Below are 24,619 nucleotides of genomic sequence, written 5' to 3'. Positions count from 1 at the left end.
GATGCCGCTGCGCAAGCTCTTCGCCCTCTTCGCCTTTGTCCTGATGGGCGCGAGCCTCGCCATGTCGATGGTGCGCGCCGCCGAGGGCGAAAAGCCGGTGAAGGTCGAATATCGCTTCAGCCCGCCCGCGCCGCGCGAACAGCCCGGCGCGACCTTCGCGGAGCGCGAGGCCGCGGTGCTCGCGAAATCGAAGGGCTGCTACAGCTGCCATACCCAGACCGACGCGCCGTCGATGCACGCGACCCCCGCGGTGCAGCTGGGCTGCACCGACTGCCACGGCGGCGACGCCGAAAGCGCCGCTGCGTTCGGCGACGCCAGGCTCGGCTACGACAATCCGTACAACCTCGCGGCGATGAAGGTCGCGCATCCGCAGCCGACCCTGCCCAACAGCTGGGGGCACAGCCCCGCGAACCCCAAGCGCAGCTACACCCTGCTCAACAAGGAATCGCCCGAATTCATCCGCTTCATCAACCCCAGCGACTATCGCGTCGCGCGCGAGGCATGCGGATCGTGCCACCTCGAGGTGATCGAGGCGACCGAGCGGTCGATGATGTCGACCGGCGCGATGCTGTGGGGCGGGGCGGCGTATAACAACGGCATCGTCCCCTATAAGAATTATGTCTTCGGCGAGGCCTATACGCGCAGCGGCGATCCGGCGTGCATCCTGTCGCCGACAACCACCATGAACGCGGAAGACTATAAGAAGGCGTGCGATCCCAAAATGCCGTCGGCGAAAATCCTGTCCGACAAGGAACGTGCGCGCGGGGCGCTCGGCAAGATGTATCCGCTGCCGCGCTGGAGCGTTCTCCCGCCGGGCGACGTCTTCCGCGTGTTCGAACGCGGCGGGCGCAACATCAACACCCAATTCCCCGAAATCGGCCTGCCCAACCCGACGGGCAGCATCCAGCGCCTCGAGGAACCCGGGCGCCCCGATCTCAAGCAATCGAACCGCGGTCCCGGCACCGGGCTTCGCGTGTCGATCCCCGTGCTCAACATCCACAAGACGCGCCTCAACGACCCGCTGATGTGGTTCATGGGCACCAACGACCAGCCGGGCGACTATCGCCATTCGGGCTGTTCGGGCTGCCACGTCATCTACGCCAACGACCGCGAACCGCGGCACAGCCTGACCTATTCGAAATATGGCCGCGACGGTGAGACCGCGACGGTCGACCCGACGATCAAGGACCGCAAGTACAAGGCCGCCGACGGCCATGGCGGCGGCGGCACCGGGCATGGCGACCCCGCCAAGCACGCTCCCGAAGCCGAAAAGCATGGCCGGCTGATCGATCCCGCCGACGCCAAGGCGGGGCCACAGGTGTTCGCGAAGAAGGAGCGGCTCGAATCGGGCCATCCGATCAAGCATATATTCACCCGCTCGATCCCGACCTCGCAGTGCATGACCTGCCACATGCACCAGCCGAACATCTTCCTGAACTCCTACCTCGGCTACACGATGTGGGATTATGAATCGGACGCACCGCAGATGTGGCCCGGCCCGCACAACACGGCGCCGCGCCCCGAGGGGATGAGCGACGAGGACTATCAGAAGAAATACAAGCAGCAGCGCTATCCGACCGCGGCCGAGGTCCATCAGGTGCTCGAACGCAACCCCGAGGCCGCGGCGACGCGCGGGCTGTGGGCCGATGTCGAGTTCCTGCGCGACGTCTATGACGTCAACGACACCAACGAGGACACCCAGTTCGCCGACTATCACGGCCACGGCTGGAACTTCCGCGGCATCTTCAAGCGCGACCGCAACGGCAATCTGCTGACCGCCGACGGCAATATGGCGACGTACGGCACCGACCCGAACATCATTTCGCCCGACAAGCCCGAGCTGTGGGCCAATCGCTGGCGCAAATCCTGTTCGGATTATAGCGATCCGAAGGACAAGGAGCTGTGTCTGACCACCGCGACCCCCGACGGGCGCGAGGGCAAGTTCGTGCCGCCCGGCCTCAACCCCGGCAAGGCGGTCCATATGATGGACATCCACGCCGAAAAGGGCATGCAATGCGCCGACTGCCACTTCGCGCAGGACAGCCACGGCAACGGCTATCTGCAGGGCGAGGTCGCGAACGCGGTCGAGATCGGCTGCAAGGACTGCCACGGCACCGCCGACGCCTTGCCGAACCTGCTCACCTCGAACGTCGCCGCCCGGCCCCAGGGAACCAACCTGGCGCTGCTGCGCAATCCCGACGGGCGGCGGCGCTTCGAATTCCAGTATAACGACAATGGCGACGTCACCGGGCTGATCCAGCGCTCGATCGTCGATCCCAAGCTCGAATGGCAGGTCAGCCTGGTCAGGCAGGCGGTGACCCCGGGACCGCATTTCAACGCCAAGGCGGCGCGCGCCAAGCTGATGGCGCGGTCGGGCGCCGAGGATGACCAATATCAATGGGGGCCCGGCGTCGCGAAGGAGGATCGCGCGCACGGCGACGACAAGATGACCTGCTTCACCTGTCATTTGTCGTGGACGACGAGCTGCGGCGGCTGCCATTTGCCGATCGAGGCAAACTGGAAGACCAAGATGCACCATTTCGAGGGCGAAGAGACGCGCAATTTCGCGACCTACAACCCGCAGGTCGCGCGCGACGAGATGTTCCAGCTCGGCCGGCACCAGCTGACCAAGCCCGGCGAGCCCGGCCCCGACGGTGAGGTGCGCGGCATCATCACCCCGGTGCGATCGACCTCGGCGCTGGTGCTGTCGTCGACCAACATCAACCGCGAGCGCATCTATGTGCAGCAGCCGCCGGTCTCGTCGGCGGGCTATTCGAGCCAGGCCTTCGCGCCGCATTTCCCGCACACCGTGCGGCGGCAGGAAACCAAGCAATGCTCGGACTGCCACCTGTCGGCGAACGACGACAATAATGCGATCATGGCGCAGCTTAATCTGCTCGGCACCAATTTCGTCAACTTCGTCGGGCTGAACGTCTGGTCGGGGATGGAGGACGGCTTCCAGGCGACGCGCGTCACCGAATGGGACGAGCCGCAGGCGGTGATCGGCAGCTATCTGCAGAAATATGCCTATCCCGATTATTGGAAGCTCCATGTCGAACAAAATGGGCGCGAGCTCAAGAATTGGGTGCGCGGCAAGACCTTCGACAAGGCGATCTCGGGCGAGACGCACGCGCTCGAGGAGTTTGCGAACATCGTCCAGGACACCAGCGGCCGGGTGAACTGCCTGCAGCAGCGCGGCGAATATATGTTCGTCGCCGAGGGCAAGGGCGGCTTCCGCGTCTATGACGTTGCCTCGATCGGCAACAAGGGCTTCTCCGAACGCATCATCCGCGCGCCCTTCGCCGGGCTCGGCCACAGCACGCATGTGAAGACGAAGAATGCGACCTGCATGGCGATCGCGACGACCCAGCCGATCAGCGTCAGCCGCAACGACAATATCGTGAAGAATTTCCCCGAAAACCACGAACAGGCGATGCACCCGATCTATCGCTACGCGGTGATCACCGACAGCGTCGAGGGGCTGATCCTCGTCGACATCGACACGCTCGCCGACGGCGAATTCCGCAACAACCGCTTCACGCGTGCGTTGACCTGGAACGAGGGCAATGTGCTCGCCGGCGCGCGGCACATCACGCTTGCGGGCAGCATCGCCTATATCACCACCGACGCCGGGCTGGTCGTGCTCGACCTGACGAGCCCGCTCCAGCCCAAGGTCGCCGCGCAATTGCCGCTGACCGATGCGCGCGCCAGCGCCGTGCAGTTCCGCTACCTCTGGGTCACCGACGCCGAGGGCGTGAAGCTGTTCGACGTGACCCGGCTCGCTCAGCCGGTGCCGGTCCCGTCGGGCACGGTGCGGCTCGCTAATGCGCGGAAAATCTATCTCGCGCGCACCTATATGTATGTCGCGGCCAAGCAGGACGGCCTCGTCATCGTCGATGTCACGCGCCCCGCCGCGCCGCAGGTCTGGCCCGCGCTGACCTTCGGCGGCGCGCTGACCGATGCCGAGGACGTCATCGTCGCGTCGACCAACGCCTCGCTCTTCGGCTATGTCGCCGACGGCCGGAACGGCATCAAGGTGATCCAGCTGACCAGCCCCGACAATCCGGGGCTCTACGGCTTCTCGCCCAAACCGACGCCCGAGCTGATCGCCTGGGCCAAGACCCCGTCGCCCGCGCTTGCGCTGTCGAAGGGGCTCGACCGCGACCGTGCGGTCGACGAGACCGGCGGCCAGATGGCGGTCTTCGGTCGCCTCGGCTCGCGCCCCTTCACCCGGCCCGAGATGGAGCGGCTGTTCCTCAACCGCCAGGGTCTCGTCTACAAGGTCCGCGACGAGGTCGACCAGGCGGGCTGGCGCGCGGGGGATGTCTTCGCGAACTGAGGGCAACGGCGGGTTGGGTGGCTGTTATCGGGCGGGAGGGGGCATAAAAATCCTCCCCGCTTGCGGGGAGGGGGACCGCCGCCACAGGCGGTGGTGGAGGGGGCTCTCGATCTGACACGCTGCTCAAGGGCGAGAACCCCTCCGTCAGCGCTTCGTGCTGCCACCTCCCCGCAAGCGGGGAGGATCGTCTTGTTTCCACCCCAAAGCGGCAAACGCCTTCAAAAAAAAGCCTTTCCTACATTATCCGGCTGTGCCAGCCTTCAGCCGGCTCTTTGATTTGGTGAACAAAAGCCGTCGCTGCCCGGCTTGCCGATACGACCCACGGCGCGGCGCGTCGAGCACGCCGTAAGGTCCAAATCGGAACGCGCGCAGGGCTGAACTTTACTGAACTTTGGAATGTCACGCGGCCCTCGCGCCGACCGGATACAGCCCGGGATGACGAAACAAGGCCATGGCGGTTCTCTCCACACCCAACCGACGTCCGGACGGCTTAAGCCCCTTGGCGCCGCCGACGGCTTGTGCGAGACGCGAAGCATGCGACCCCAGGTCATTCCCCACCCCAGCCTCGGCGACAAATTGCGCCGCGCGGTCTGGAACGCCGTCTGGCTATTGCTCTACCGCCCAAGCCCGATCCCGCTCCACGCGTGGCGCCGCCTGCTGCTGCGCCTGTTCGGCGCGACCGTCGGCGCGGGGGCGCGGCCCTATCCCAGCGCGCGCATCTGGGCGCCGTGGAACTTCGAAATGGGCGCGGGCAGCACGCTCGGCCCGCGGAGCGAAATCTACAGCGTCGCGCGCGTGACGCTCGGTCCCTGGTCGGTGGTCAGCCAGCGCGCCTATCTCTGCACCGCCAGCCACGACATCCACGCCCCCGGCTTCGCACTCACCGCCGCGCCGATCGCGATCGGCCGCAACGCCTGGGTCGCTGCCGACGCCTTTATCGGTCCTGGCGTGACGCTGGCGGATGGTGCGGTCGCCGCGGCGCGGGCGGTGGTGATCAAGGATGTCGCGCGCAATGTGATCGTCGGCGGCAATCCGGCACTGCCGGTGGGCGAATGCGCGCTGGCGGATTTCGCCGACGGCTCGATGCGCCCGGGGGGCTAGAAAAAGATCCTCCCCATCGCGAAGCGTTGGGGAGGGGGACCGCCGCCGCAGGCGGTGGTGGAGGGGTTTTACGCCAGCGTTATTACCCCTCCGTCAGCGCTTCGCGCTGCCACCTCCCCAGTGCTTCGCAATGGGGAGGATCTTATCGCTAAAGCCTTTCCGCCTGCACCACCGTGTCCGACGCGCGCAGCGCCGACAATATGCGCATCACATGGTGGACGTCGCGCACTTCGACGACGACGTCATAGGTGTGGAAGCCGCCCTCGCGGTTCGACAGGCGCAAATTGGTGATGTTCGCCATATTGGCGGCAAGGATGCCCGACATTTCGGCGAGCGTGCCGGGTTCGTTGAGGATCACCACGCACAGCCGCGCATTGCCGCCCTCGCTATCCTCCTGCCAGCGCAGGTCGATCCAGTCGGCGTCGACCCCGTCGGCGAGGCTGGGGCAGTCGATGACATGCACCTCGATCCCCTCGCCGGGCCGCGCCAAGCCGACGATACGGTCGCCGGGCACCGGGTGGCAGCAGTCGGCGAGCTGATAGGCGACCCCGGGGGTGAGCCCCTCGATCGACACCGCGGCGCCCTGCGCCAGCTTGCCGGGCTTCGACTTCATCTCGGCGGTGATCCCGGGGACGAGCGCCTCGAGCACCGCATTGTCGGACAGGCGGCGCTTGCCGATCGCCACATAGAGCGCGGTGTCGTCGTCGAGCTTCAGCCGCTTGAGCGCCGCGTCGCGCGCCTTGTCGCCGACCTTGCCGGGCAGGCGCGCGACGATCTCGTCGTACATCTTGCGGCCGAGCGCGGCGAGTTCGACCTTTTCCTTCGAGCGCACATGGCGGCGGATCGCGGCGCGCGCCTTGCCGGTGACCGCAAAACCCAGCCAGGCGGGCTGCGGGGTCTGTTTGTCCGACGACAATATCTCGACCGTGTCGCCATTGGCGAGCTGGGTGCGCAGCGGCACCAGCCGCCCGTTGACCTTCGCGCCCACGGTGCGGTCGCCGAGCCCGGTGTGCACCGCATAGGCGAAATCGACCGGGGTCGCACCCTTCGGCAGCTGGTGCAGGCTTCCTTTGGGGGTGAAGGCGAAGATGCGGTCCTGGTACATCGCGATGCGCGTGTTTTCGAGCAGCTCGTCGGGATCGTGCGATTGTTCGAGGATTTCGAGCAGGTCGCGGATCCATCCGGCCTGTCCGTCGGGCGCCGCGCCGCCCTGCTTGTATGCCCAATGCGCGGCGAAACCGAATTCGGACTGCTGGTGCATGCCAAGGCTGCGGAGCTGGATCTCGATGCGCATATTCTGCTGGTGCATGATCGTCGTGTGCAGCGACTTGTAGCCGTTGCGCTTCGGGGTCGAGATATAGTCCTTGAAACGCCCGGGGACCATTTTCCACTTGCGGTGGATCAGCCCGAGCGCGGCATAGCAATCGGCGTCGGTCGGGGTGATGATGCGAAAGGCGATGATGTCGGTCACCTGCTCGAAGCTGACGTGGCGCTCCTGCATCTTGCGCCAGATCGAATAGGGGTGCTTCTCGCGCCCCGACACCTCGGCCGCGATGCCGTTCTTGGCGAGCAGCTCCTTGAAATCGGCGGTGATCTTCGCGACCTTGTCCTTGCCGCCCGCGGCCAGCTTGGCGAGCCGCCCGGTGATCGTCGCATAGGCCTCGGGCTCGAGTTCGCGGAAGGCGAGCAACTGCATCTCGCGCATATATTCATACATGCCGATCCGCTCGGCGAGCGGCGCATAGATGTCCATCGTCTCCTTGGCGATGCGCCGGCGCTTGTCGGGGTTCTGGATGAAGTGCAGCGTGCGCATATTGTGCAGCCGGTCGGCGAGCTTGACCAGCAGCACGCGGATGTCGTCGGACATGGCGAGCAGGAATTTGCGCAGATTTTCCGCCGCGCGCTCATTCTCGGTCTGCGCCTCGATCTTGCTGAGCTTGGTGACGCCATCGACCAGCCGTCCGACGTCGGCGCCGAACAATCGCTCGATCTCCTCGGGCGTCGTCAGCGTATCCTCGAGCGTGTCGTGGAGCAGCGCGGTGACGATCGTCTCGCTGTCGAGATGGAGGTCGGTCAGGATGCCCGCGACCTCGACCGGATGGCTGAAATAGGGGTCGCCCGATGCGCGCTTCTGGCTGCCGTGCTTCTGGACGGTGAAGACATAGGCGCGGTTGAGCAACGCCTCGTCGACGTCGGGATCATAAGCGCGCACGCGCTCGACAAGTTCATATTGACGCAGCATCCTGTCCCAATGTCGTGCATGCGGACATAAATGCAATGCGAAACTTGGTTGCGCGGCGACCGCCATGGCTCGCAATATTGGTAAACGGCTTTGGAAGCATCGTGCGCGCGCGATAAGGCGGGAGCGATGACAGGGACCACGCCTTCCGATTCGGCCGCCCCGCGCGTATCGATGGTGATGCCCGTGCACAATGGTGCGCGCTGGCTCGAAGAGGCGATCGCCTCGGTCGTCGCGCAGAGCTTCGCCGATTTCGAGCTGATCCTCGTCGACGACGCGTCGCGCGACGAAAGCCCTGCGATCATGACTGCTGCCGCCGCGCGCGACCCGCGCATCCGCTATCTCCGGCTCGACACCAATGTCGGGCTGCCCGCTGCGCTCAATCACGGTTTCGCGCAGGCGCGTGGGCAATTCCACAGCTGGACCTCCGACGACAATCTGCTGCGCCCCGCGATGCTCGAACGGCTGCTGGGCGTCTTTGCCGAGCGCCCCGAGGCCGATATCGCTTTTGCCGACTTCACGCTGATCGACGACCAGGGGACCGACCTCGGCCGCTCGCGCGTCGGGCCGGTCGAGCGGCTGCTCCACGGCAATAATATCGGCGCCTGCTTCCTCTATCGCCGCGACGTGACCGAGGCGCTCGGCGGCTATGATATCGGGCTGTTCGGGGTCGAGGATTATGATTTCTGGCTGCGTGCGGCGCAGCATTTCGTCTTCGCCGAGCTGCACGAGGATCTCTACTGCTACCGCAAGCATGGCGGCAGCCTGACGAGCAAGCGCGCCGACCAGATACAGGCGTTGACGGCTTTGATCGTCGAGCGCGCGCTGCCCGACCAGCTACCGCCGCGCAGCCGCAGCGAAATCCTGCTCGGCCTCGCGCTCAAGAGCCAGCGGCGCTGGCGCTTCGACCTCGTGCGCCGCGCGCTCCGCGCGCATCCGCCGTCGGTCGCCGCGCGGCTGCCCGCACTCGCGCGCTGGACGCTCGTCGTCGCGCGCAATCGGATGACGGCTTGAACCAGCGTTGAAACGAAAAGGACCGCCGCGTCGCCCCGGGGGAAGGGCGGCGACGGTCCTCTGTGCGACCGGACGGGGCGGCAGGGGGAGGGGAGGGCCGCCCGCCCGGCCGGTCAGGCCGCGCCGTTGCAGCGCGCCAGATCGTCGGCTTCGAGTGCCTTGCCCTCGGCGGTGAAGCTCTTCACTTCGCCGGCCTCCTTGGCGAGGCCCGAACACATGATCGCCGGCCGGCTGGTGCCGCGCCCGGCGACGCAGCTGGTGCCGGTGCACGACCAGACGACGCCGCGTGCGACGAACTTGCCCGTGGGAGCCGGGCTTGCCAGTTCGGCGCGGTAAAAGGCGCCGCCGGCCGCCTGGGCCGCGACGGGCAGCACCGCGCCGCCGCCGGCCAGGGCGACGCCGAGGAGCGGCAGGATATGCGCGGGAGAAGAAAGCTTGAACATGGGGAGGTCTCCTTTTTTGCACCTATTTTAGGTTGCAAAAGAAGATTTAGTATGCGGGTTGCATATTGCAACCGAGGCCCACATATTTTTTGTGCGGGGGCCGATTTTACGTTAGGGCTTGGCCTATGGGAAAATTACGCGAACCGCTGAACATTCTTTACGGGGACAATTGCGCCCTGCCGCTCGCGCTCGAGGCGATGGGCGAGCGATGGTCCTTCATGATCCTGCGCGCGGCCTTCAACGGCGTCCATCATTTCGAGGAGTTCCAGCAGGAGCTCAGCATCGCGCGCAACATATTGTCGAACCGCCTGTCGAAGCTGGTCGACCATGGCATCATGGCGCGCGAGGTGATGGCCGAGGACCGGCGCAAGGTGCGTTACGAACTCACCGAAAAGGGGCTCGAACTGCTGCCCGCGATGATCGCGCTGCGCCAATGGGGCGAAAAATGGGGTGCGGGCGTGCCCTCGACCCCGGTGCTTGTCGACGTCCGCGACGAACAGCCGATCGGCCCGGTGACGATCACCGCGCACGACGGCCGCGCCTTGGGCTACAAGGAACTGGTGTGGAAGCATCGCTCCGAGCTTCAGCCGCTGGGGCAGGCGCGCGCGCGCGCCGACGAACGGATGGCGCCGGTTGCTGCCGAATGAGCCTGCGGGCGCTGTGTCGTCCGTCGCCCGAACAACCTCGACCATGCCGCTGACCGCCACCCAGCAACGCCCACCCAACGGGCCGATGCCGCTGTTCGGCCTGTCGTCGCCGGGGCCCTTTTTCGGCAACAAGGTCCGCGCATTCTGGAACCTCCAGATCCTCGGCTGGTTCGGCTGGCTGGGCCTGCGCGGGGTGTCGGGGCTGGCCAACGGCCAGTCGTGGAACTTCCTCGTCCAGCCGATCGTCTCGGCGATTACCGGCTTCTCGCTGACGCTGATCCTCGCGGTCTGTTACCGCACGCTGATCAGCCGGCGCCCGATCGTGATGTGGGGGATCAGCCTGGGCCTCGCCGGCATTGCCACCGCGCTGTGGGCCTTCATCGACGCCTGGGTCGCGCAAATCCTCAATCCGGCGAGCGAGACGGGCTTCACCAGCCTGCTGCTCGGCGCGGTCTATATCGACGCTTCGTCGATCGCCGCCTGGTCGGCGCTCTATTTCGCGATCAACTATTTCCTCCAGCTCGAGGAACAGAATGACCGCGTGCTGCGGCTCGAGGCGCAAGCGGCGTCGGCGCAGCTCGCGATGCTGCGTTACCAGCTGAACCCGCATTTCCTGTTCAACACGCTCAACAGCATTTCGACGCTGGTGCTGCTCAAGCAGTCCGAGCCCGCCAATGCGATGCTGTCGCGGCTGTCGGCGTTCCTGCGCTACACGCTCGCCAACGAGCCGACCGCGCAGGTGACGTTGGCGCAGGAGATCGAGACGCTGAAGCTCTATCTCGACATCGAAAAGATGCGTTTCGAGGAGCGCTTGCGCCCGCATTTCGCGATCGATCCCGCGGTCGCGCGCGCGCGCCTGCCATCGCTGCTGCTCCAGCCTTTGATCGAAAATGCGATCAAATATGCGGTCACGCCGCAGGAGGATGGCGCCGATATCACCATTTCCGCACAACTCGCCGGTCAAAATGTCCGGATTACCGTGTCGGACACCGGATCGGGATTGCCAGCGGGCGGCACCGACCCCACCACGGGCTTTGCAACGGAATCGACCGGTGTGGGTTTAGCGAACATCAGGGACCGGCTGGCGCAGGCTTTCGGCGACCAGCACCGGTTCGACGCCCAGCCGGGCACTGACGGCGGATTCACGGTGGTTGTCGAGTTTCCGTTTCAGCCCGACGGGCAAATGACGATTGGAACCGAACGCAAATGACGATCAGAACCATCCTGGTGGATGACGAAAAATTGGCGACCCAGGGCCTGCAGTTGCGGCTCGAAGCGCACAGCGATGTCGAAATCGTCGACACCGCGCAAAATGGCCGCGAGGCCATCCGCAAGATCAAGACGCACAAACCCGACCTCGTGTTCCTCGACATCCAGATGCCCGGTTTCGACGGCTTCTCGGTGATCCAGGGGCTGATGGAGGTCGAACCGCCGCTGGTGGTGTTCGTGACCGCCTATTCGGACCATGCGATCCGCGCCTTCGAGGCGCAGGCGGTCGACTATCTGGTCAAGCCCGTCGAGCCCGAACGGCTCGCCGACGCGCTCGACCGCGTGCGCCAGCGCCTGACCGAAAAGCGCGGCGCGGCCGAGGTCGAACGGCTCAAGACCGTGCTCGCCGAGGTCGCGCCTGACGCGGCCGACGATTATGACGCCGAGATCGCCCCCGACGCGCACGCCGCCGACCGCTATGAAAAGATGATCAACATCAAGGATCGCGGCCAGATCTTCCGCGTCGACGTCGACAGCATCGAACGCATCGACGCCGCGGGTGACTATATGTGCATCTACACCGCCGACAACAGCCTGATCCTGCGCGAGACGATGAAGGACCTCGAAAAAAGGCTCGACCCGCGCAACTTCCAGCGCGTGCACCGCTCGACGATCGTCAACCTGTCGCAGGTCAAGCAGGTCAAGCCGCACACCAACGGCGAATGCTTCCTCGTGCTGGGATCGGGCGCGCAGGTGAAGGTCAGCCGCAGCTACCGCGACGTCGTGGCGCGGTTCGTGCACTGATGAAGCTCGCACGAAGCCACAAAGCCACAAAGATTCCCCTGATCCATTTGCCCTGAGCCTGTCGAAGGAAGGGCGGTGCTTCGACAAGCTCAGCACGAACGGCGTTTGGTGAGGCTTCTTTGCGGCCTCGTGGCTTTGTGCGAGTCCAAATCGGAACCTCGCGGTTAAAGCTGGTGCCCCGTCCGGTCACGCTTCGTCGCGAGATATTGCTCGTTGTACTTGTTCGTCGGCAGCGCGAGCGGGATCCGCTCGACCACCTCGACGCCCTCGCGTTCGAGCCGTGCGACCTTCTCGGGATTGTTGGTCATCAGCCGGATGCGCGGCACATTGAGCAGTTCGAGCATTCGCCCCGCGATCGCAAAATCGCGCGCCTCGACCGGGAAGCCCAGCCGCAGGTTGGCGTCGACCGTGTCATACCCCTGGTCCTGCAGCGCATAGGCGCGCAGCTTGTTGACGAGGCCGATCCCGCGCCCTTCCTGTCGCAGATAGAGCAGCACCCCCCATGGCGCATCGGCCATCGCATGGAGCGCGGCGTGGAGCTGCGGCCCGCAATCGCATTTGAGGCTGCCGAGCACGTCGCCGGTCAGGCATTCGCTGTGCAGCCGCACCACCGGCGGGTTCCCATCGCGCTTGCCGATGACCAGCGCGACATGGTCCGACGCCTCTTCGGGGGTGCGGAAGGCGACGATCTCGGCACTCTCGCTCGCATCGACGGGCAGCCGCGCGCGCGCCGCGATGTGCAGCCGCGCGGGGTCGAGCAAAGTGTCGACATCGGCCGCCTCGCAGGCGGTTTCGGCGTCGCCCGCCGCATCGCGCACGAAAAAGGCGGGGAGCAGCCCCGCGTGGCGCGCCATCGTCATCGCCGCCGCCGCGGCCTGGTCGCCGCCGGTCGCGATCGTGCGGAACGGGCCTTTGAGCGGATTGGCGAGGTCGAGCGCGGGGTCGGCGACCGCGAGCCCCGCTGCGACCGTGCCTGCCGCATCGGACAGCCGCACCGGCCCCGGCGCCGCCGCGACGCGCTGGTTGGTGAGCTTCAGCGTCACCGCGCGCTCGCCCGACAAAAGCAGGTCACCGCTGCCGAGATCCTTCAATGCCGCATTGCTCGCGCTTTCGACCGCGAGCAGGTCGAGCGCGCCGTCCGTGCCCGTGACGCGCAGCGGCCAACCGCGCCGCAACGCGTCGATCGCGCGCGCGGCGCGGCGGGCGCCCGTATCGGTCGCGGTATCGCTCAAAAGGCGAACTCGGTGATCAGCGGGATATGATCCGACGGCCGTTCCCAGCTGCGCGCGGGCTGGACGATGCGGTGCGACAGTGCCTTGGGCAACAGGTCGGGGGTCACCCACATATGGTCGAGGCGGCGGCCGCGGTTCGAGAGTTCCCAATCCTTGGCGCGATAGCTCCACCAGGTGAAGAGCGGGGTCGGCGCCGCGATGAAATGACGGCCGAGGTCGACCCAGTTCGCCGCCGCCTGGAGCCGGCCGAGCGTCTCGACCTCGATCGGCGTGTGGCTGACGACATCCAACAAGGCCTTATGATTCCAGACATCGCTTTCGAGCGGCGCGACGTTGAAATCGCCGGTCAGGATCGTGGGCTGGTCGAGCGTGCCCGACCATAAGGTCATCCGCGCATAGAAATCGAGCTTCTGCCCGAACTTCGGGTTGATCTCGCGGTCGGCGATGTCGCCGCCCGCGGGGATATAGACATTGTCGAGCCGCACCCCCGACGGCAAAGTCACGCCGATATGGCGCGCCTCGCCATTCGCCTGCCAGTCATATTTGCGCACCTCGGCCAGCGGCACCTTGCTGACGATCGCGACGCCGTGGTGCATGCGCTGGCCGTGGGTGACGATATGCTCATACCCCAGCCGCCGGAACATCTCGGGCGGAAAGGATATGCATTCGACCTTGGTCTCCTGCAGGCACAGGACGTCCGGGGCTTCCTCGCGCAGGAATTTTTCGACGATGCCGATGCGCGCGCGGACGCTGTTGATGTTCCACGACGCGATGCTGATGCTGCTCATGCAGGTGGCTCTATCGGCGCATGCGTAAGGGCGCAACGCTCGCGCAAAAAACTAAACCCCCGTTCCAGGGGCGGTGGAACGGGGGTTCAAGGTCAGCGTTCGTCACGCTCTTGAATGAAGGTGCCTGGCGATCCGGTTGGGGCAACAGGGGGAAACCCAGAACCGGGAGCCGTGTTGGCGCCTTCGAGAGTTGAAATAGCCCTGCTTCCCTGTCGCCAAGCTGAACGAAAATCGGGAGCTTCCGGCGGGTTTTGCAGTTCGTCGATGGCGCATGTCGGTTGGTCCGAAAAACGGCGCCGAATCCGCTCGATGGGATTCGGCGCCGTTCATTTTCGGCTGTGGATAAGTCGCGCGTCAGCTTCCACGCCCGCGCGAACGCGGGCGCGGGTCGGTCCATTTGAACGCCGAATCGGCGACCGCGACGTTGAACTTCTGGTTGCTGAGGTCGATGCGCGTGCGGTTGTTCTGCGAATCGAGCGCGACCCAGCCGCGCAGCCGCAGCCCCGCGGGGGCGCTCCCGTCGCGCATGAACACCATGGTGATCGTGCCATATTCAGGGCGCTTGGGGTCCTTGACCTCGACGCTGACCACGTCGTCGCTCGTCGTCGGCATCACCTTGGCATATTTGGTGAGGTCGCGGTCGGGGTCGAGCAACGCGCCGAGCGGCGAGTTCTTCACCGGCCAGCGCTGCACCTGCTTCACCTCGTAATCGATCATCGTCAGCGAGCTGCCGTCGCCGACGATCAGCAGCGGCACGCCCTTCTGATACTGGAAGCGGATCTTGCCCGGGCGCTTCAAGACAAGCTGGCCTGAGAGCCGCTGGCCGTTGCGGTCGGTTTGGGTGAAATCGGCGGTCATCGAGGTGGTCGCCTTGAGGTGCGACTGCACCGAAGCCAGCGTGCCGCTCGATTGCGCGATCGCCGGCGCACCGAAGGCCAGCGCGGCGGCTGCCGCGGGGGCAAGCGCCAGCGCGGCGGCGCGCGTCAGGGTCAGGCGGGGAAAAGTCAGCGTCATAGTCTTTTGTTCCTGCATCTCTGCCCCGCGCATCGCACCGGGGCGTTGAACCCGCCGTGAACCCCGGCGGTCAGAAGTCGTTCAAGCCGCGAGCGCGCCTATTGGTTCCGGCGGGTCTCAGCGGGGCTGCCCATATTGGTCGGTCAGCACGTCGCGCCGACCGACATGATTGGGAGGGCTGACCAGTCCCTCCTCCTCCATGCGCTCGATCAGCCTGGCGGCGCTGTTGTAGCCGATACGCAATTGCCGCTGCAGCCAGCTGGTCGAGGCCTTCTGGCTCTCGACGACGATCTGGCACGCCTTGGCATAGATGCGGTCCTCGGCGCTGTCGCCGCCTGCGGGGGCGCCCTCCATCGCGAAGCCGCCATCCTCGGGCTCTTCGGTGACGCTCTCGATATAGTCGGGCTGGCCCTGGCCGCGCCAATGGTCGGCGACCAGCCGCACTTCGTCGTCCGACACGAAGGGACCGTGGATGCGCGTGATCTGCTTGCCGCCGGGCACATAGAGCATGTCGCCCTTGCCCAGCAATTGCTCGGCTCCCGCCTCGCCCAGGATCGTGCGGCTGTCGATCTTCGACGTGACGTTGAAGCTGATGCGCGTCGGCAAATTGGCCTTGATCACGCCGGTGATCACGTCGACCGACGGGCGCTGCGTCGCGAGGATCAGGTGGATGCCCGCCGCGCGCGCCTTTTGCGCGAGCCGCTGGATCAGGAACTCGACTTCCTTGCCCGCGGTCATCATCAGGTCGGCGAGCTCGTCGACGACGACGACGATCTGCGGCAGCGGCGCATAGTCGAGCGCTTCCTCCTCATAGATCGGCTGGCCGGTTTCGGGGTCGTAGCCGGTCTGGACGCGCCGCCCGAGTGACTTGCCCTTGGCGAGCGCGCCGCGCACCTTGTCGTTATAGCCCGCGAGGTTGCGCACCGACAGGCTCGACATCATGCGGTAGCGGTCCTCCATCTGCTCGACCGCCCATTTGAGCGCGCGGATCGCCTTCTTGGGTTCGGTCACCACGGGGGCGAGCAGGTGCGGGATGCCATCATAGACGCTGAGCTCGAGCATCTTGGGATCGATCATGATCATCTTCACCTGATCGGGACCGAGGCGATAGAGCAAGGACAGGATCATCGCGTTCAGACCGACCGACTTGCCCGACCCGGTGGTGCCCGCGATCAGCAAATGCGGCATCGGCGCGAGGTCGGCGATGACCGGATCGCCGCTGATATTCTTGCCGAGGATGATCGGCAGCGCGCCGGTCTGTTCCTGGAACAGCGCGCTGCCGATCATTTCGGACAGCACCACCGATTCGCGGTGCGCATTGGGCAGCTCGATGCCGATCACCGTGCGGCCGGGGATCGGGGCGATGCGCGCCGACAGTGCCGACATGTTGCGCGCGATATCGTCGGCGAGGTTCGACACGCGGCTGGCCTTGGTGCCGGGCGCGGGTTCGAGTTCGTACATGGTGACCACCGGGCCGGGGCGAACCGCGGTGACGACGCCCTTGACCTGGAAATCCTCGAGCACCGATTCGAGCAGCCGCGCGTTGCGCTCGAGCCCCGCCTTGTCGATCTGTCCGGTCGGCGCGGGCGGCGGCGGCGCGAGCAGGTCGATCGAGGGCATCTTGTAGGTCGTGAACAGGTCGGTCTGCGGCTTGGGCCTGGGTTTTGACGGCGCGGTGCGCTGCGCGGGATCGGCGATCTCGGGCGGGGCGCGGTCGCTCGGCTCGGCGCGCGCGCGCGGGCGGATGACGCGGCCCATCAGTGACGGCGCCTTCGCGTCGTGCGCGACGGCGGGGGCGGGCGTTGGCGCGATGACGCGGCCGCCTTCGGCGGCGGGCAGGCGGAAGCGCGCCCACCAGCCGGGCTCGAGCCGAAGCGCGCGCCACGCGAGCCACAGCCCCACCCCGACGAGCAGCAGGATCGCCGCGAAACGGACCAGCGCGGCGGCGGGGTCGCCGAGCCGCGCGAACAGCGGATCGACCGCGCCGCCGACGACGAGCGCGACGATCCCGCCCCAGCCCGCAGGCAGCGACGTGTTGCTTTCCGACGCCCAGAGCTGCGCGCCCAGCCCGACGAGCAATATGCCGAACAGCGCGAAGGCGATCTGGCGCTTCCAATAGGGCTGCGGCGCGGCGAGCCACAGCCGCCAGGCGATCAGCCCGAGCAAGGGCAGCAGCAGCACGACCGCGCCGCCGCCGACAAAGAGCAGCAGGTCAGCCGCCCAGGCGCCTGCGCCGCCCATCCAGTTGGCGGGCGCGCCGCCCGCCGCGGTGTGGATCGCGGCGTCGGTGCCGTCATAGGTGAGCAAAGCCAGCGTCAGGAACAAAGTGAAAGCGCCGAGCGCCACCGCCGCGGCGATCACCAGCGACCGCGCGATGCTGGCCCGGAAAACGGTGCGCCAATCGGCCTTTGCGGCGACGGGCTTGCGGCTGGCCATGCTGAACTCGGTCCCCTGTGGAATTAACCACGGCGATATGCACATGCGCCGGACTCGCCGTCAAGCGCGGGTCCGAACTGGGCTGTGGGTTATAAAAGAGTTTCGCGCAAAGGCGCAAAGACACGAAGAAGATTGGGCCGCCAGGCCCCTCATCCCTCGGACGGTGCGGCAGGCGCGACGTTCGAGAGGAAAGCCGCTTCGCGGCCAGCGCGACATCTTCATGTCTTTGCGTCTTTGCGCGAAACAAAAAGGAACCGGCCTTGCGGCCCCCTCCACGCCGCTTTTCAAGCCGATCAATGCGGTCTAGGGCGAATGCCATGACCGACATCCAGCGCAGCGACGTGATCATCTCGGGCGGCGGCCTCGTCGGCCAGACGCTGGCGCTCGCGCTCGCGCATCACGGGCTGTCGAGCATAATCGTCGATCCCACCGATCCGGTGGCGACGATCGCGCCGGGTTTCGACGGCCGCGCCTCGGCGATCGCCAGCGCGACCTGGCAGATGTTCGAGGTGCTCGGCCTCGCGACCCGCCTCGCTGGCCACGGCTGTCCGATCCGGGCGATCAAGGTCAGCGACGGCGGTCAGTCGGGCGAACTCGATTTCGAGACCCGCGAAGGCGCCCCCGCGCTCGGCACGATGATCGAGAACCGCCGGCTGCGCCTTGTCCTCCGCGATGCGCTCGCCGACGCGCCGCTCGCAAAGCTGATCATGCCGGCGCAAGTGGCGGATCGGGACATCGGCCCGCACGGCGTCACGCTGACCCTCGCCGACGGTAGCCGCCTCGCTGCACCGTTGCTGATCGTGGCGGAAGGCCGCCGCTCGCCGACGCGCGACGCCGCGGGGTTCAGCATCGCCAACTGGTCGTACCATCATCATGCGATGATCGGCGCGGTCGCGCACAGCAAATCGCACGATCGCGTCGCGCATGAAATCTTCTTCCCCTCGGGTCCCTTCGCGCTGCTCCCGCTCGTCGACGATGCCGAGGGCCGCCACCGCTCGGCCTTCGTCTGGACGGTGTCCGAAAAGGACGGCCCCGGTTTTGCCAAATTGGGCGAGCGCGGCTTCACCGCCGAACTCGAAAAGCGCGCCGGCGACCTGCTCGGCACGATGGAGCTCGTCGCGCCGCGGATGACCTATCCGCTGGGCTTCCACCACAGCGCGTCGATCGTCGCCGAGCGGCTCGTGCTCGTCGGCGACGCTGCGCACGGCATCCATCCGATCGCGGGGCAAGGACTCAACCTCGGCCTGCGCGATGTCGCGGCGCTCACCGAAGTGCTCGTCGACGGTGCGCGGCTGGGGCTCGATCTCGGCGATGCCGCGCTGCTCGCGCGCTACCAGCGCTGGCGCGGGCTCGACAGCCTGATGATCAGCCTAGCGACCGACGGGCTCACCCGCCTGTTCGGTATCCCCGGCCGCACCGCCTCGGCGGTCCGCCGCGCGGGGCTCGGGGCAGTGCAGCGGCTGCCCATGCTCAAGCGCTTCTTCATGGACGAGGCGCGCGGCGAGGCCGGCGACCTCCCCCGCCTGCTCGCGGGCGCCGAGGTCTAGGTATTTCTACCTAAGGCGTCGGCACGCGCCCGCTAACCACGACCCCATAGCCTGTCCCGTGCGGCAAGACCGCCGCGCGGCAGGAGCCGGGACCATGTCGACAAACAGCGACGCCCTCGAATCGGCGGTGATGGACTGGATCGCCGCACGCACTGCACTCGATACCGAACCGTCGCCGCGTCGCCGGGTAGAGGCCGACCGCGCCTTCGCGCGCCTCGCCGCCACTGCCTCGCCGCGCATCCGCTATTTCATCCGCCGCTACGGCCTGTCGTCGGCGTTCGAGGACGGCGAACAGGCGTGCGCGATCGCGCTCCACCGTGCGGCGCAAAGCTATGATCCGCGCCGCGCGGCCTTTACCACCCATATGAGCTGGCAGATCCGCGCCGAGCTGCAGGCGCTGCGCCACCGCCTCCACGGCGACCAGCGCCGTGTGCCGCACCGGCTCGCCGCCGAAACGCTGTCGCTCGACGATCCCGCGATCCTCGAACGGCTCGCCGATCCCGACGCCGAGCTCGCCGCCGAGGCGCGCGCGGCGGACTATCTCGCGGGGCGCCTCGCCGACCGTCTCGCCGACGATTGGGCGCCGCGCCGCGACAGCGAATGGCAAAGGGGCACGGCGCGGCTCGCGGCGCAGCAGACGCTCGTGCGGCGGCATCTCACCGCGGTCGAACCCGCGGGCCGGCTGTCCGAAAGCCACCGCCATATCGTGCGGCGCGCCTTCGCCGACATCGCGCGTTATGTGCAGGAGGGACGCGCCTGACCTATTGCAGCGTGGCGCGATCGTCGCCGCCCGTGCGACCGAAAAATTGCATCAACTGTACGACCAACTCGGCGCGCGCGTCGATCGAATCGCATTCGAGCAGCGCCTGTTTTGCCGCACCGTCGAACGGCGCGACCTGCGCGATGCCGTTGACCAAAGTCGCATCGTCGAGCTGGCCGACCGCGTTCCAGTCGACGACATAGCCCTGCCGTTCGGCAAAGCGCTTCGCCTCGCGTTCGAGGCTCGCGCGCTCGATGCTCGCGAGCACCGCCTCGTCGCCGGCATCGCGCTCGATTTCGGCCTCGACCTGGCGAAAGGGCGTGGTGACGTCGAGCTCGCGGAGGATGCGAAAGCGCGCGATGCCTTCGAGCACCAGGTTGAAGCGCCCCTCGTCGAGCGCCTCGACATCGACGATCTTGCCGACGCAGCCGACCTCGTACAGCGCGGGCGGCTCGCGCATTTCCTCGCCGGGCAGCATCCGCGGCTGGATCATCCCGATCTGGCGGTCGCGCACCAGCACCTCCTGCACCATCGCCGAATAGCGCGGTTCGAAAATGTGCAGCGGCAGGTGCAGCCCGGGAAACAGCAGCGCGCCGGGCAGCGGAAAGATCACGATCCGCTGGATGGTCAAAGGCGCGGCCGCGTTCATCACCCGAACAGGATCAGCGACAGGCGGCGGCGCTGCGCCGCGACCCACGGATCCTCGAGCCCCACGGCCTCGAACAGCGCCAGCAGCTTGGCGCGCGCCGCGCCTTCCTGCCATTCGCGGTCGGCGGCGACGATGTGGAGCAGATTGTCGGCGGCGGCATCGCGCCTGCCCGCCCCGATCTGCGCGGCAGCGAGATCGAAGCGCGCCCGATGGTCGCCGGGGTTCGCGGCGACCGCCGTTTCCAATGCCGCCAGCTCGCCTGCATCGGGGGCGTCGGCGGCGAGCGCATAGGCGCTCTTCGCCTGCGCGATCGCGGGATCGTCGGCGATCTCGGCGGGGATCATGTCGAGCAGGTCCTGCGCGCTCTCGAGGTCGCCCGCGAGCACCAGCGCGCGGATCAGCCCGCCCTGCGCCGCGGCATTGTCGGGCGCGATGTCCAGGATCTGGCCGAAGATCGACGCGGCGCGAGTCCCGTCGCCTTCGGCGAGCACGCCCTCGCCCATTTCGATGAGCGGCGCGATTTCGACCGCGCGTGCGCCGGCCGTGCTCTCGATCGGCAACTGCGCGAGCAGCTGGTCGAGCATGGTCTTGATCTGGCTCTCGCTCCGCGCGTTGGTCAGGTTCGCGACCGGCTGGCCTTGGAAGATCGCATAGACGGTGGGGATCGACTGGACCTGGAACTGGCCGGCGATGAAGCGATTCGCATCGACGTCGACCTTTGCCAGTACGACGCCTTTGTCGGCATAGTCGGCGGCGACCTTTTCGAGGATCGGGGTCAGCTGCTTGCACGGCCCGCACCATTCGGCCCAGAAATCGAGGATGACGAGGCTGGTCATCGACGGCTCGACGACGTCGCGGCGGAAGGCTTCGACGGCTTCCTTCTCTTGTGCGCTCAGACCCAAAGTGGCCACGGGGATATTGCTCCTGTTGACTAAGTTGTGTCCGGCCCCCGCCCGCTCTCCTACCCGGCCTCCCATAGGATATATGGCAGGGGGCCGGGTGGGGGAGCGGGCGGGGGCCGCTTCCGGCGTCAGCCGGAAAGGACTCTCGTCCCGCTTATGTGGGATTTGGGCGCGATATGCCAACCCCATGCAGAAAATCGCAAACAAGGCTTGCCGACTCCGAAAGCCGATGCTAATCGCGCGCCTCACCCGCTGGGAGCCACCCGTTTCCAGCCGCCAGAGCGGGCGTAGCTCAGGGGTAGAGCACAACCTTGCCAAGGTTGGGGTCGAGGGTTCGAATCCCTTCGCCCGCTCCAGTCTTTCCATGAAATTTCGAGAATCCGTGGCTCGTGCAGCAGGCTGCGCGCTGCCGGTCTCCTTGCGGTCGCCGCCGGCGTGCTGGCGGGCCTATCCGCCGCGGCACCCGCGCTCGCCCATTGACCTTGGCCGCGAAGCCGTTCAGCCAAGCGTGCCGCGCGCTGGGGCGCCCAGGAGAAGATGATGACCCGTTCGCCGCTGTTCCTCGTCGCGCCCGTCGTCGGCGCGGCCATCCTGCTGGTGGTGTCTGCGTGCAGCGGCGACCCGGCCGGGAACGAGCAGGCGGCGGCGGTCGGGCTGCGCACATGCCCCGCTATTGCCGACACTCCAGTCAAGCTCGCCGGCGGCAGCTTCGAGATGGGCGAGGACGATGTCTATGACGAGGAAGGGCCGGTGCGCCAGACCATGGTCGGCGGTTTCTGGATCGACCCGCACGAGGTGACCAACCGCCAGTTCGCCGCCTTCGTCGCGGCGACCGGTTATGTCACCGTCGCCGAAAAGCCCGTCGATCCGAAGCAGTTCCAGGTTCCCGCCGGGCAGATCCCCGCCGACATGCTGAAACCCGGGTCGGCGGTGTTCACCCCGCCCGATTTCCCGTCGAACCATTATGCCGACTGGTGGAAATATGTCCCCGGCGCGAACTGGAAAAAGCCCTATGGCCCGGGCGGCGCCGACCATGTGCCGAACGAGCCCGTCGTCCACCTCGCGTGGGACGATATGGTCGCTTATGCCAAATGGGCGGGGGGGCGCATCCCGACCGAGGCCGAATGGGAATATGCCGCGAGCGCGGGGAAAAGGTCGAAGAATGTCCAGCCGGCGGAAGCGAACAGCTGGCAGGGCGCCTTCCCCAATTACAATGCGGAAAGCGACGGGTTCAAGGGCGTCGCGCCGGTCGGCTGCTACCGACCCAATGCCAACGGCCTCTACGACATGGTCGGCAATGTCTGGGAAGTGACCTCGGACTTCTTCAGGCCCGGCCATAACCCCGATGACCGGGACAATCCGAAGGGCCCCGACGAAGGCTCGGCCTATGACCCGCTCAACCCCGGCATGGTCTCGCGCACGGTGAAGGGCGGCAGCTATCTTTGCGCCCCCAATTATTGCCAGCGCTACCGCCCCGCCTCGCGCCAGGGCCGCGATCCGGGGCTCGGCACCAGCAACGTCGGCTTCCGCCTCGTCTACGACCAGGCGTCCGGCGCCTGAGCGGCGCGCACCTGCCCCGAAACGACGAAGGGCCGACCCTTTCGGGACGGCCCTTCCATTGTCTTGGCGTTCGCGGACAGCTTTAGCCGAGTGCGACCTCCGCGCGGACGGTCGGGCTCGTTTCTGCCGCGTGCGGCATGGGACAATGAGACATTCGACCACCTCCTTTCGCTTGTTGACGATAGCAGGAATATGGGCGCCCCGCCGCGATGTTGCAAGCCTCAGAAAAGCCCGGGCAGCTCGCGCTGGGCTGCGCTCGGCGTCGGGCTTGCCAGCATTTCGGCTTCGGGCGCCAGCCCTGGCGCGACGCGCTCCGACGATGCGGTGCGCGTGTCGGCGCCGGCGATCGGCGTCCCGCAGCTGCGCCCGGCGAGAAAGTCGAGCGCGGCGCGCAGCGACGGCTCGTTCGGATCGCCGAGCTGGAACGACAGGCTGTCGCCCGCGGCGCAGCTGTTGGCGATCTTGGGCGCGAGGCCGCTATAATAGTCGCTCTGCCCGCTCGCATTGCCCGTCGCGAACGCCACGACGCGCATGCGGTCGTCGCATTCGGCCTTGTCGAGCGCGATCTGCCCCACCGGCTTGCCGAAGGTGTTGCTGCCGACCAAAGTCATATTGGTGCCGAGGTAGGGCAGCATGCCGTTGATCACGAGTTCGCTGGCCGAGGCGGTCGAGCCGGTGCCGATGAAGGCGATACGCGTCGGCGCGATCGATTCGGGCTGGCTGGCGAAGAAATGCCGGTCGTTCTCGGCCGCTTTCGACGGGCGGAAATCGGTGCGCGAGAAGAGCTCGCTCGACGTCCGGTTGCGGCCGAGCAGGTCGCCCATCAGCTCGGCCGTGCTGACGAGGCCGCCGCCGTTGTAGCGGAAGTCGATCACGATGTCGGTCACCCCCTGCGCCCGGAAACTGGCGAAGGCGGCGCGCAGCTGGGGGTTCGCCGAGCTGATGAAGGTGCGCAGGTTGAGATAGCCGTAGCTCTTCCCGCCCTCGGTGACGATCTTGGCGCCATAGCGGTCCGAAATGGGGTCGAGGTCGAAATTGGCCTTGGTCACCGTCACGTCGCGCGTGCCGCCGCCGTCAACGATGCGCAGCACGCGGGTCACGCCGGGGTCGCTCGGCCCCAGTGCGTCGGTGATCCCGCCGGTGCCGCTCGTCGCGACGATATCGGCGATCGAGCGGATGTTCGAGGCGTTGGTGCCGATGCCGGTGATCTGCGTCCCGCGGTCGATCCCCGCCGCCAGCGCCGGCGCGCCCTCATAGGCTTCGGCGATCACGACACGCTGGGTCGACGGATTATAGGTCAGCCGCACGCCAAACCCCGCGCTCGACCCGCTCGAGAAAAAGGCATTCTCCTCGGCGATCGAGGTGATGTAGGTAAAGAAACGGTCCTTGTTTGCGGCGCGCGCGGGCGCGACGAGCGCGTCGATATAGGATTGCACGTCGCTGTGCGCCGCCTTGTTGACCCCGGTCGCGACGTCGGCGGGAAACAGATACCATTCGTCGATCACCGCCTTGGCGAAATCCTGCCGCGCCGACAGGCCGCAGCCCGCGGTGGGGGGCGTGGGTGTCGGCGTGGGGGTGACCGCCACGGGGCCGCCGCCTCCGCCGCCCCCGCCGCCGCAGCTCACGAGGACAAAAGCCGACATCGTCAGCAGGGCGACGGATTTTCGCAAGTTACGGCGCATGGATTTTCCCCGGTTGATCGGACGCAGCGCGGCGACCGGCGCCGTTTCTGCGACCAGCCACATGTATCGGCGATGAAAAGTCCCGGCAATGATCTCGATCATAAGGTGCGACGAGGCGAAGGTCGGCATCGGGGTGGGGAGCGGACCTCACCGATCCTCCCCGGAACGGGGAGGGGGACCATGCGAAGCATGGTGGAGGGGTACGGGAGGTCATGCGCCGCGCCCGACTGCCCGTACCCCTCCACCACCCTTC

At 66.8% G+C, this 24,619-nt stretch carries 18 protein-coding genes and 1 tRNA gene; 10 read left to right on the top strand and 9 right to left on the bottom strand.

The features are described 5' to 3' along the window. Position 1: 1 nt before the first annotated feature. Positions 2-4,339 carry a hypothetical protein gene (locus AC1RNQ_RS19910; protein ID WP_493173986.1) on the top strand — a complete coding sequence of 1,446 codons (4,338 nt, stop codon included), beginning with the start codon at positions 2-4 and terminating at the stop codon, positions 4,337-4,339. Positions 4,340-4,873: 534 nt separating this feature from the next. Then, positions 4,874-5,440, top strand: coding sequence for an LbetaH domain-containing protein (locus AC1RNQ_RS19905; RefSeq protein WP_493173984.1), 567 nt, complete (start codon positions 4,874-4,876; stop codon positions 5,438-5,440). A 148-nt stretch (positions 5,441-5,588) separates the two neighbouring features. On the opposite strand, the gene AC1RNQ_RS19900 is transcribed toward AC1RNQ_RS19905, so the two are convergent. Beyond that, positions 5,589-7,682, bottom strand: a complete 2,094-nt coding sequence (locus AC1RNQ_RS19900; RefSeq protein WP_493173983.1) for a RelA/SpoT family protein — start codon at positions 7,680-7,682, stop codon at positions 5,589-5,591. 126 nt (positions 7,683-7,808) lie between these two features. Between AC1RNQ_RS19900 and AC1RNQ_RS19895 the strand changes: the two genes are divergently transcribed. Continuing rightward, entirely contained in the window at positions 7,809-8,693 is an 885-nt protein-coding gene (locus AC1RNQ_RS19895) for a glycosyltransferase family 2 protein (protein WP_493173981.1), read from the top strand. A gap of 113 nt (positions 8,694-8,806) precedes the next feature. Here AC1RNQ_RS19895 and AC1RNQ_RS19890 read toward each other — a convergent pair whose 3' ends face one another. Beyond that, on the bottom strand, positions 8,807-9,136 hold the full coding sequence (locus AC1RNQ_RS19890) for a CC_3452 family protein (RefSeq protein WP_493173979.1): 330 nt from the start codon (positions 9,134-9,136) through the stop codon (positions 8,807-8,809). A gap of 125 nt (positions 9,137-9,261) precedes the next feature. Here AC1RNQ_RS19890 and AC1RNQ_RS19885 point away from each other — a divergent pair, with 125 nt between their 5' ends. The 3 genes from AC1RNQ_RS19885 (at position 9,262) to AC1RNQ_RS19875 (ending at position 11,796) form a co-directional block, all read left to right on the top strand. Next, the gene (locus tag AC1RNQ_RS19885; protein ID WP_493173977.1) at positions 9,262-9,783 is read left to right on the top strand and encodes a winged helix-turn-helix transcriptional regulator; all 522 of its coding nucleotides are present in this window, start codon (positions 9,262-9,264) and stop codon (positions 9,781-9,783) included. Between the two features lie 85 nt (positions 9,784-9,868). Continuing rightward, on the top strand, positions 9,869-10,993 hold the full coding sequence (locus AC1RNQ_RS19880) for a sensor histidine kinase (RefSeq protein ID WP_493174214.1): 1,125 nt from the start codon (positions 9,869-9,871) through the stop codon (positions 10,991-10,993). After that, positions 10,990-11,796 carry a LytR/AlgR family response regulator transcription factor gene (locus AC1RNQ_RS19875; RefSeq protein ID WP_493173975.1) on the top strand — a complete coding sequence of 269 codons (807 nt, stop codon included), beginning with the start codon at positions 10,990-10,992 and terminating at the stop codon, positions 11,794-11,796. Before AC1RNQ_RS19880 ends, AC1RNQ_RS19875 begins: the two co-directional genes overlap by 4 nt. Before the next feature lie 164 nt (positions 11,797-11,960). Here AC1RNQ_RS19875 and ribA read toward each other — a convergent pair whose 3' ends face one another. The 4 genes from ribA to AC1RNQ_RS19855 form a co-directional block, all read right to left on the bottom strand. Continuing rightward, positions 11,961-13,028: a GTP cyclohydrolase II gene (ribA, locus tag AC1RNQ_RS19870; RefSeq protein ID WP_493173973.1), complete on the bottom strand. Its 1,068-nt coding sequence runs from the start codon at positions 13,026-13,028 to the stop codon at positions 11,961-11,963. Then, complete coding sequence (locus tag AC1RNQ_RS19865) at positions 13,025-13,816, bottom strand: exodeoxyribonuclease III (protein WP_493173971.1); 792 nt, start codon at positions 13,814-13,816, stop codon at positions 13,025-13,027. Before AC1RNQ_RS19865 ends, ribA begins: the two co-directional genes overlap by 4 nt. Positions 13,817-14,170: 354 nt before the next feature. Further along, a complete protein-coding gene (locus AC1RNQ_RS19860; RefSeq protein ID WP_493173969.1) occupies positions 14,171-14,830 on the bottom strand; it encodes a LolA family protein in 660 nt (219 codons plus the stop codon). Positions 14,831-14,947: 117 nt separating this feature from the next. Then, on the bottom strand, positions 14,948-17,266 hold the full coding sequence (locus AC1RNQ_RS19855) for an FtsK/SpoIIIE family DNA translocase (protein ID WP_493173967.1): 2,319 nt from the start codon (positions 17,264-17,266) through the stop codon (positions 14,948-14,950). A gap of 317 nt (positions 17,267-17,583) precedes the next feature. Here AC1RNQ_RS19855 and AC1RNQ_RS19850 point away from each other — a divergent pair, with 317 nt between their 5' ends. Next, a complete protein-coding gene (locus AC1RNQ_RS19850; RefSeq protein WP_493173966.1) occupies positions 17,584-18,813 on the top strand; it encodes an FAD-dependent monooxygenase in 1,230 nt (409 codons plus the stop codon). Between the two features lie 94 nt (positions 18,814-18,907). Then, positions 18,908-19,573, top strand: a complete 666-nt coding sequence (locus AC1RNQ_RS19845) for a sigma factor (RefSeq protein WP_493173964.1) — start codon at positions 18,908-18,910, stop codon at positions 19,571-19,573. A 1-nt stretch (position 19,574) separates the two neighbouring features. Here AC1RNQ_RS19845 and AC1RNQ_RS19840 read toward each other — a convergent pair whose 3' ends face one another. Continuing rightward, on the bottom strand, positions 19,575-20,222 hold the full coding sequence (locus AC1RNQ_RS19840) for an LON peptidase substrate-binding domain-containing protein (RefSeq protein ID WP_493174212.1): 648 nt from the start codon (positions 20,220-20,222) through the stop codon (positions 19,575-19,577). Beyond that, complete coding sequence (locus AC1RNQ_RS19835; protein WP_493173963.1) at positions 20,222-21,133, bottom strand: tetratricopeptide repeat protein; 912 nt, start codon at positions 21,131-21,133, stop codon at positions 20,222-20,224. Before AC1RNQ_RS19835 ends, AC1RNQ_RS19840 begins: the two co-directional genes overlap by 1 nt. A 272-nt stretch (positions 21,134-21,405) precedes the next feature. Between AC1RNQ_RS19835 and AC1RNQ_RS19830 the strand changes: the two genes are divergently transcribed. Together AC1RNQ_RS19830 and AC1RNQ_RS19825 are read left to right on the top strand one after the other, a co-directional pair. Next, positions 21,406-21,480, top strand: a tRNA-Gly gene (locus AC1RNQ_RS19830). A 184-nt stretch (positions 21,481-21,664) separates the two neighbouring features. Continuing rightward, on the top strand, positions 21,665-22,684 hold the full coding sequence (locus tag AC1RNQ_RS19825; protein ID WP_493173961.1) for a formylglycine-generating enzyme family protein: 1,020 nt from the start codon (positions 21,665-21,667) through the stop codon (positions 22,682-22,684). Positions 22,685-22,905: 221 nt separating this feature from the next. On the opposite strand, the gene AC1RNQ_RS19820 is transcribed toward AC1RNQ_RS19825, so the two are convergent. Beyond that, on the bottom strand, positions 22,906-24,327 hold the full coding sequence (locus AC1RNQ_RS19820; RefSeq protein ID WP_493173959.1) for a S41 family peptidase: 1,422 nt from the start codon (positions 24,325-24,327) through the stop codon (positions 22,906-22,908). Positions 24,328-24,619: the final 292 nt, after the last annotated feature.

The organism is Sphingopyxis sp. GW821-FHT12F08 (genome assembly GCF_058806755.1).
This window is presented reverse-complemented; position numbering and strand designations above follow the sequence as displayed.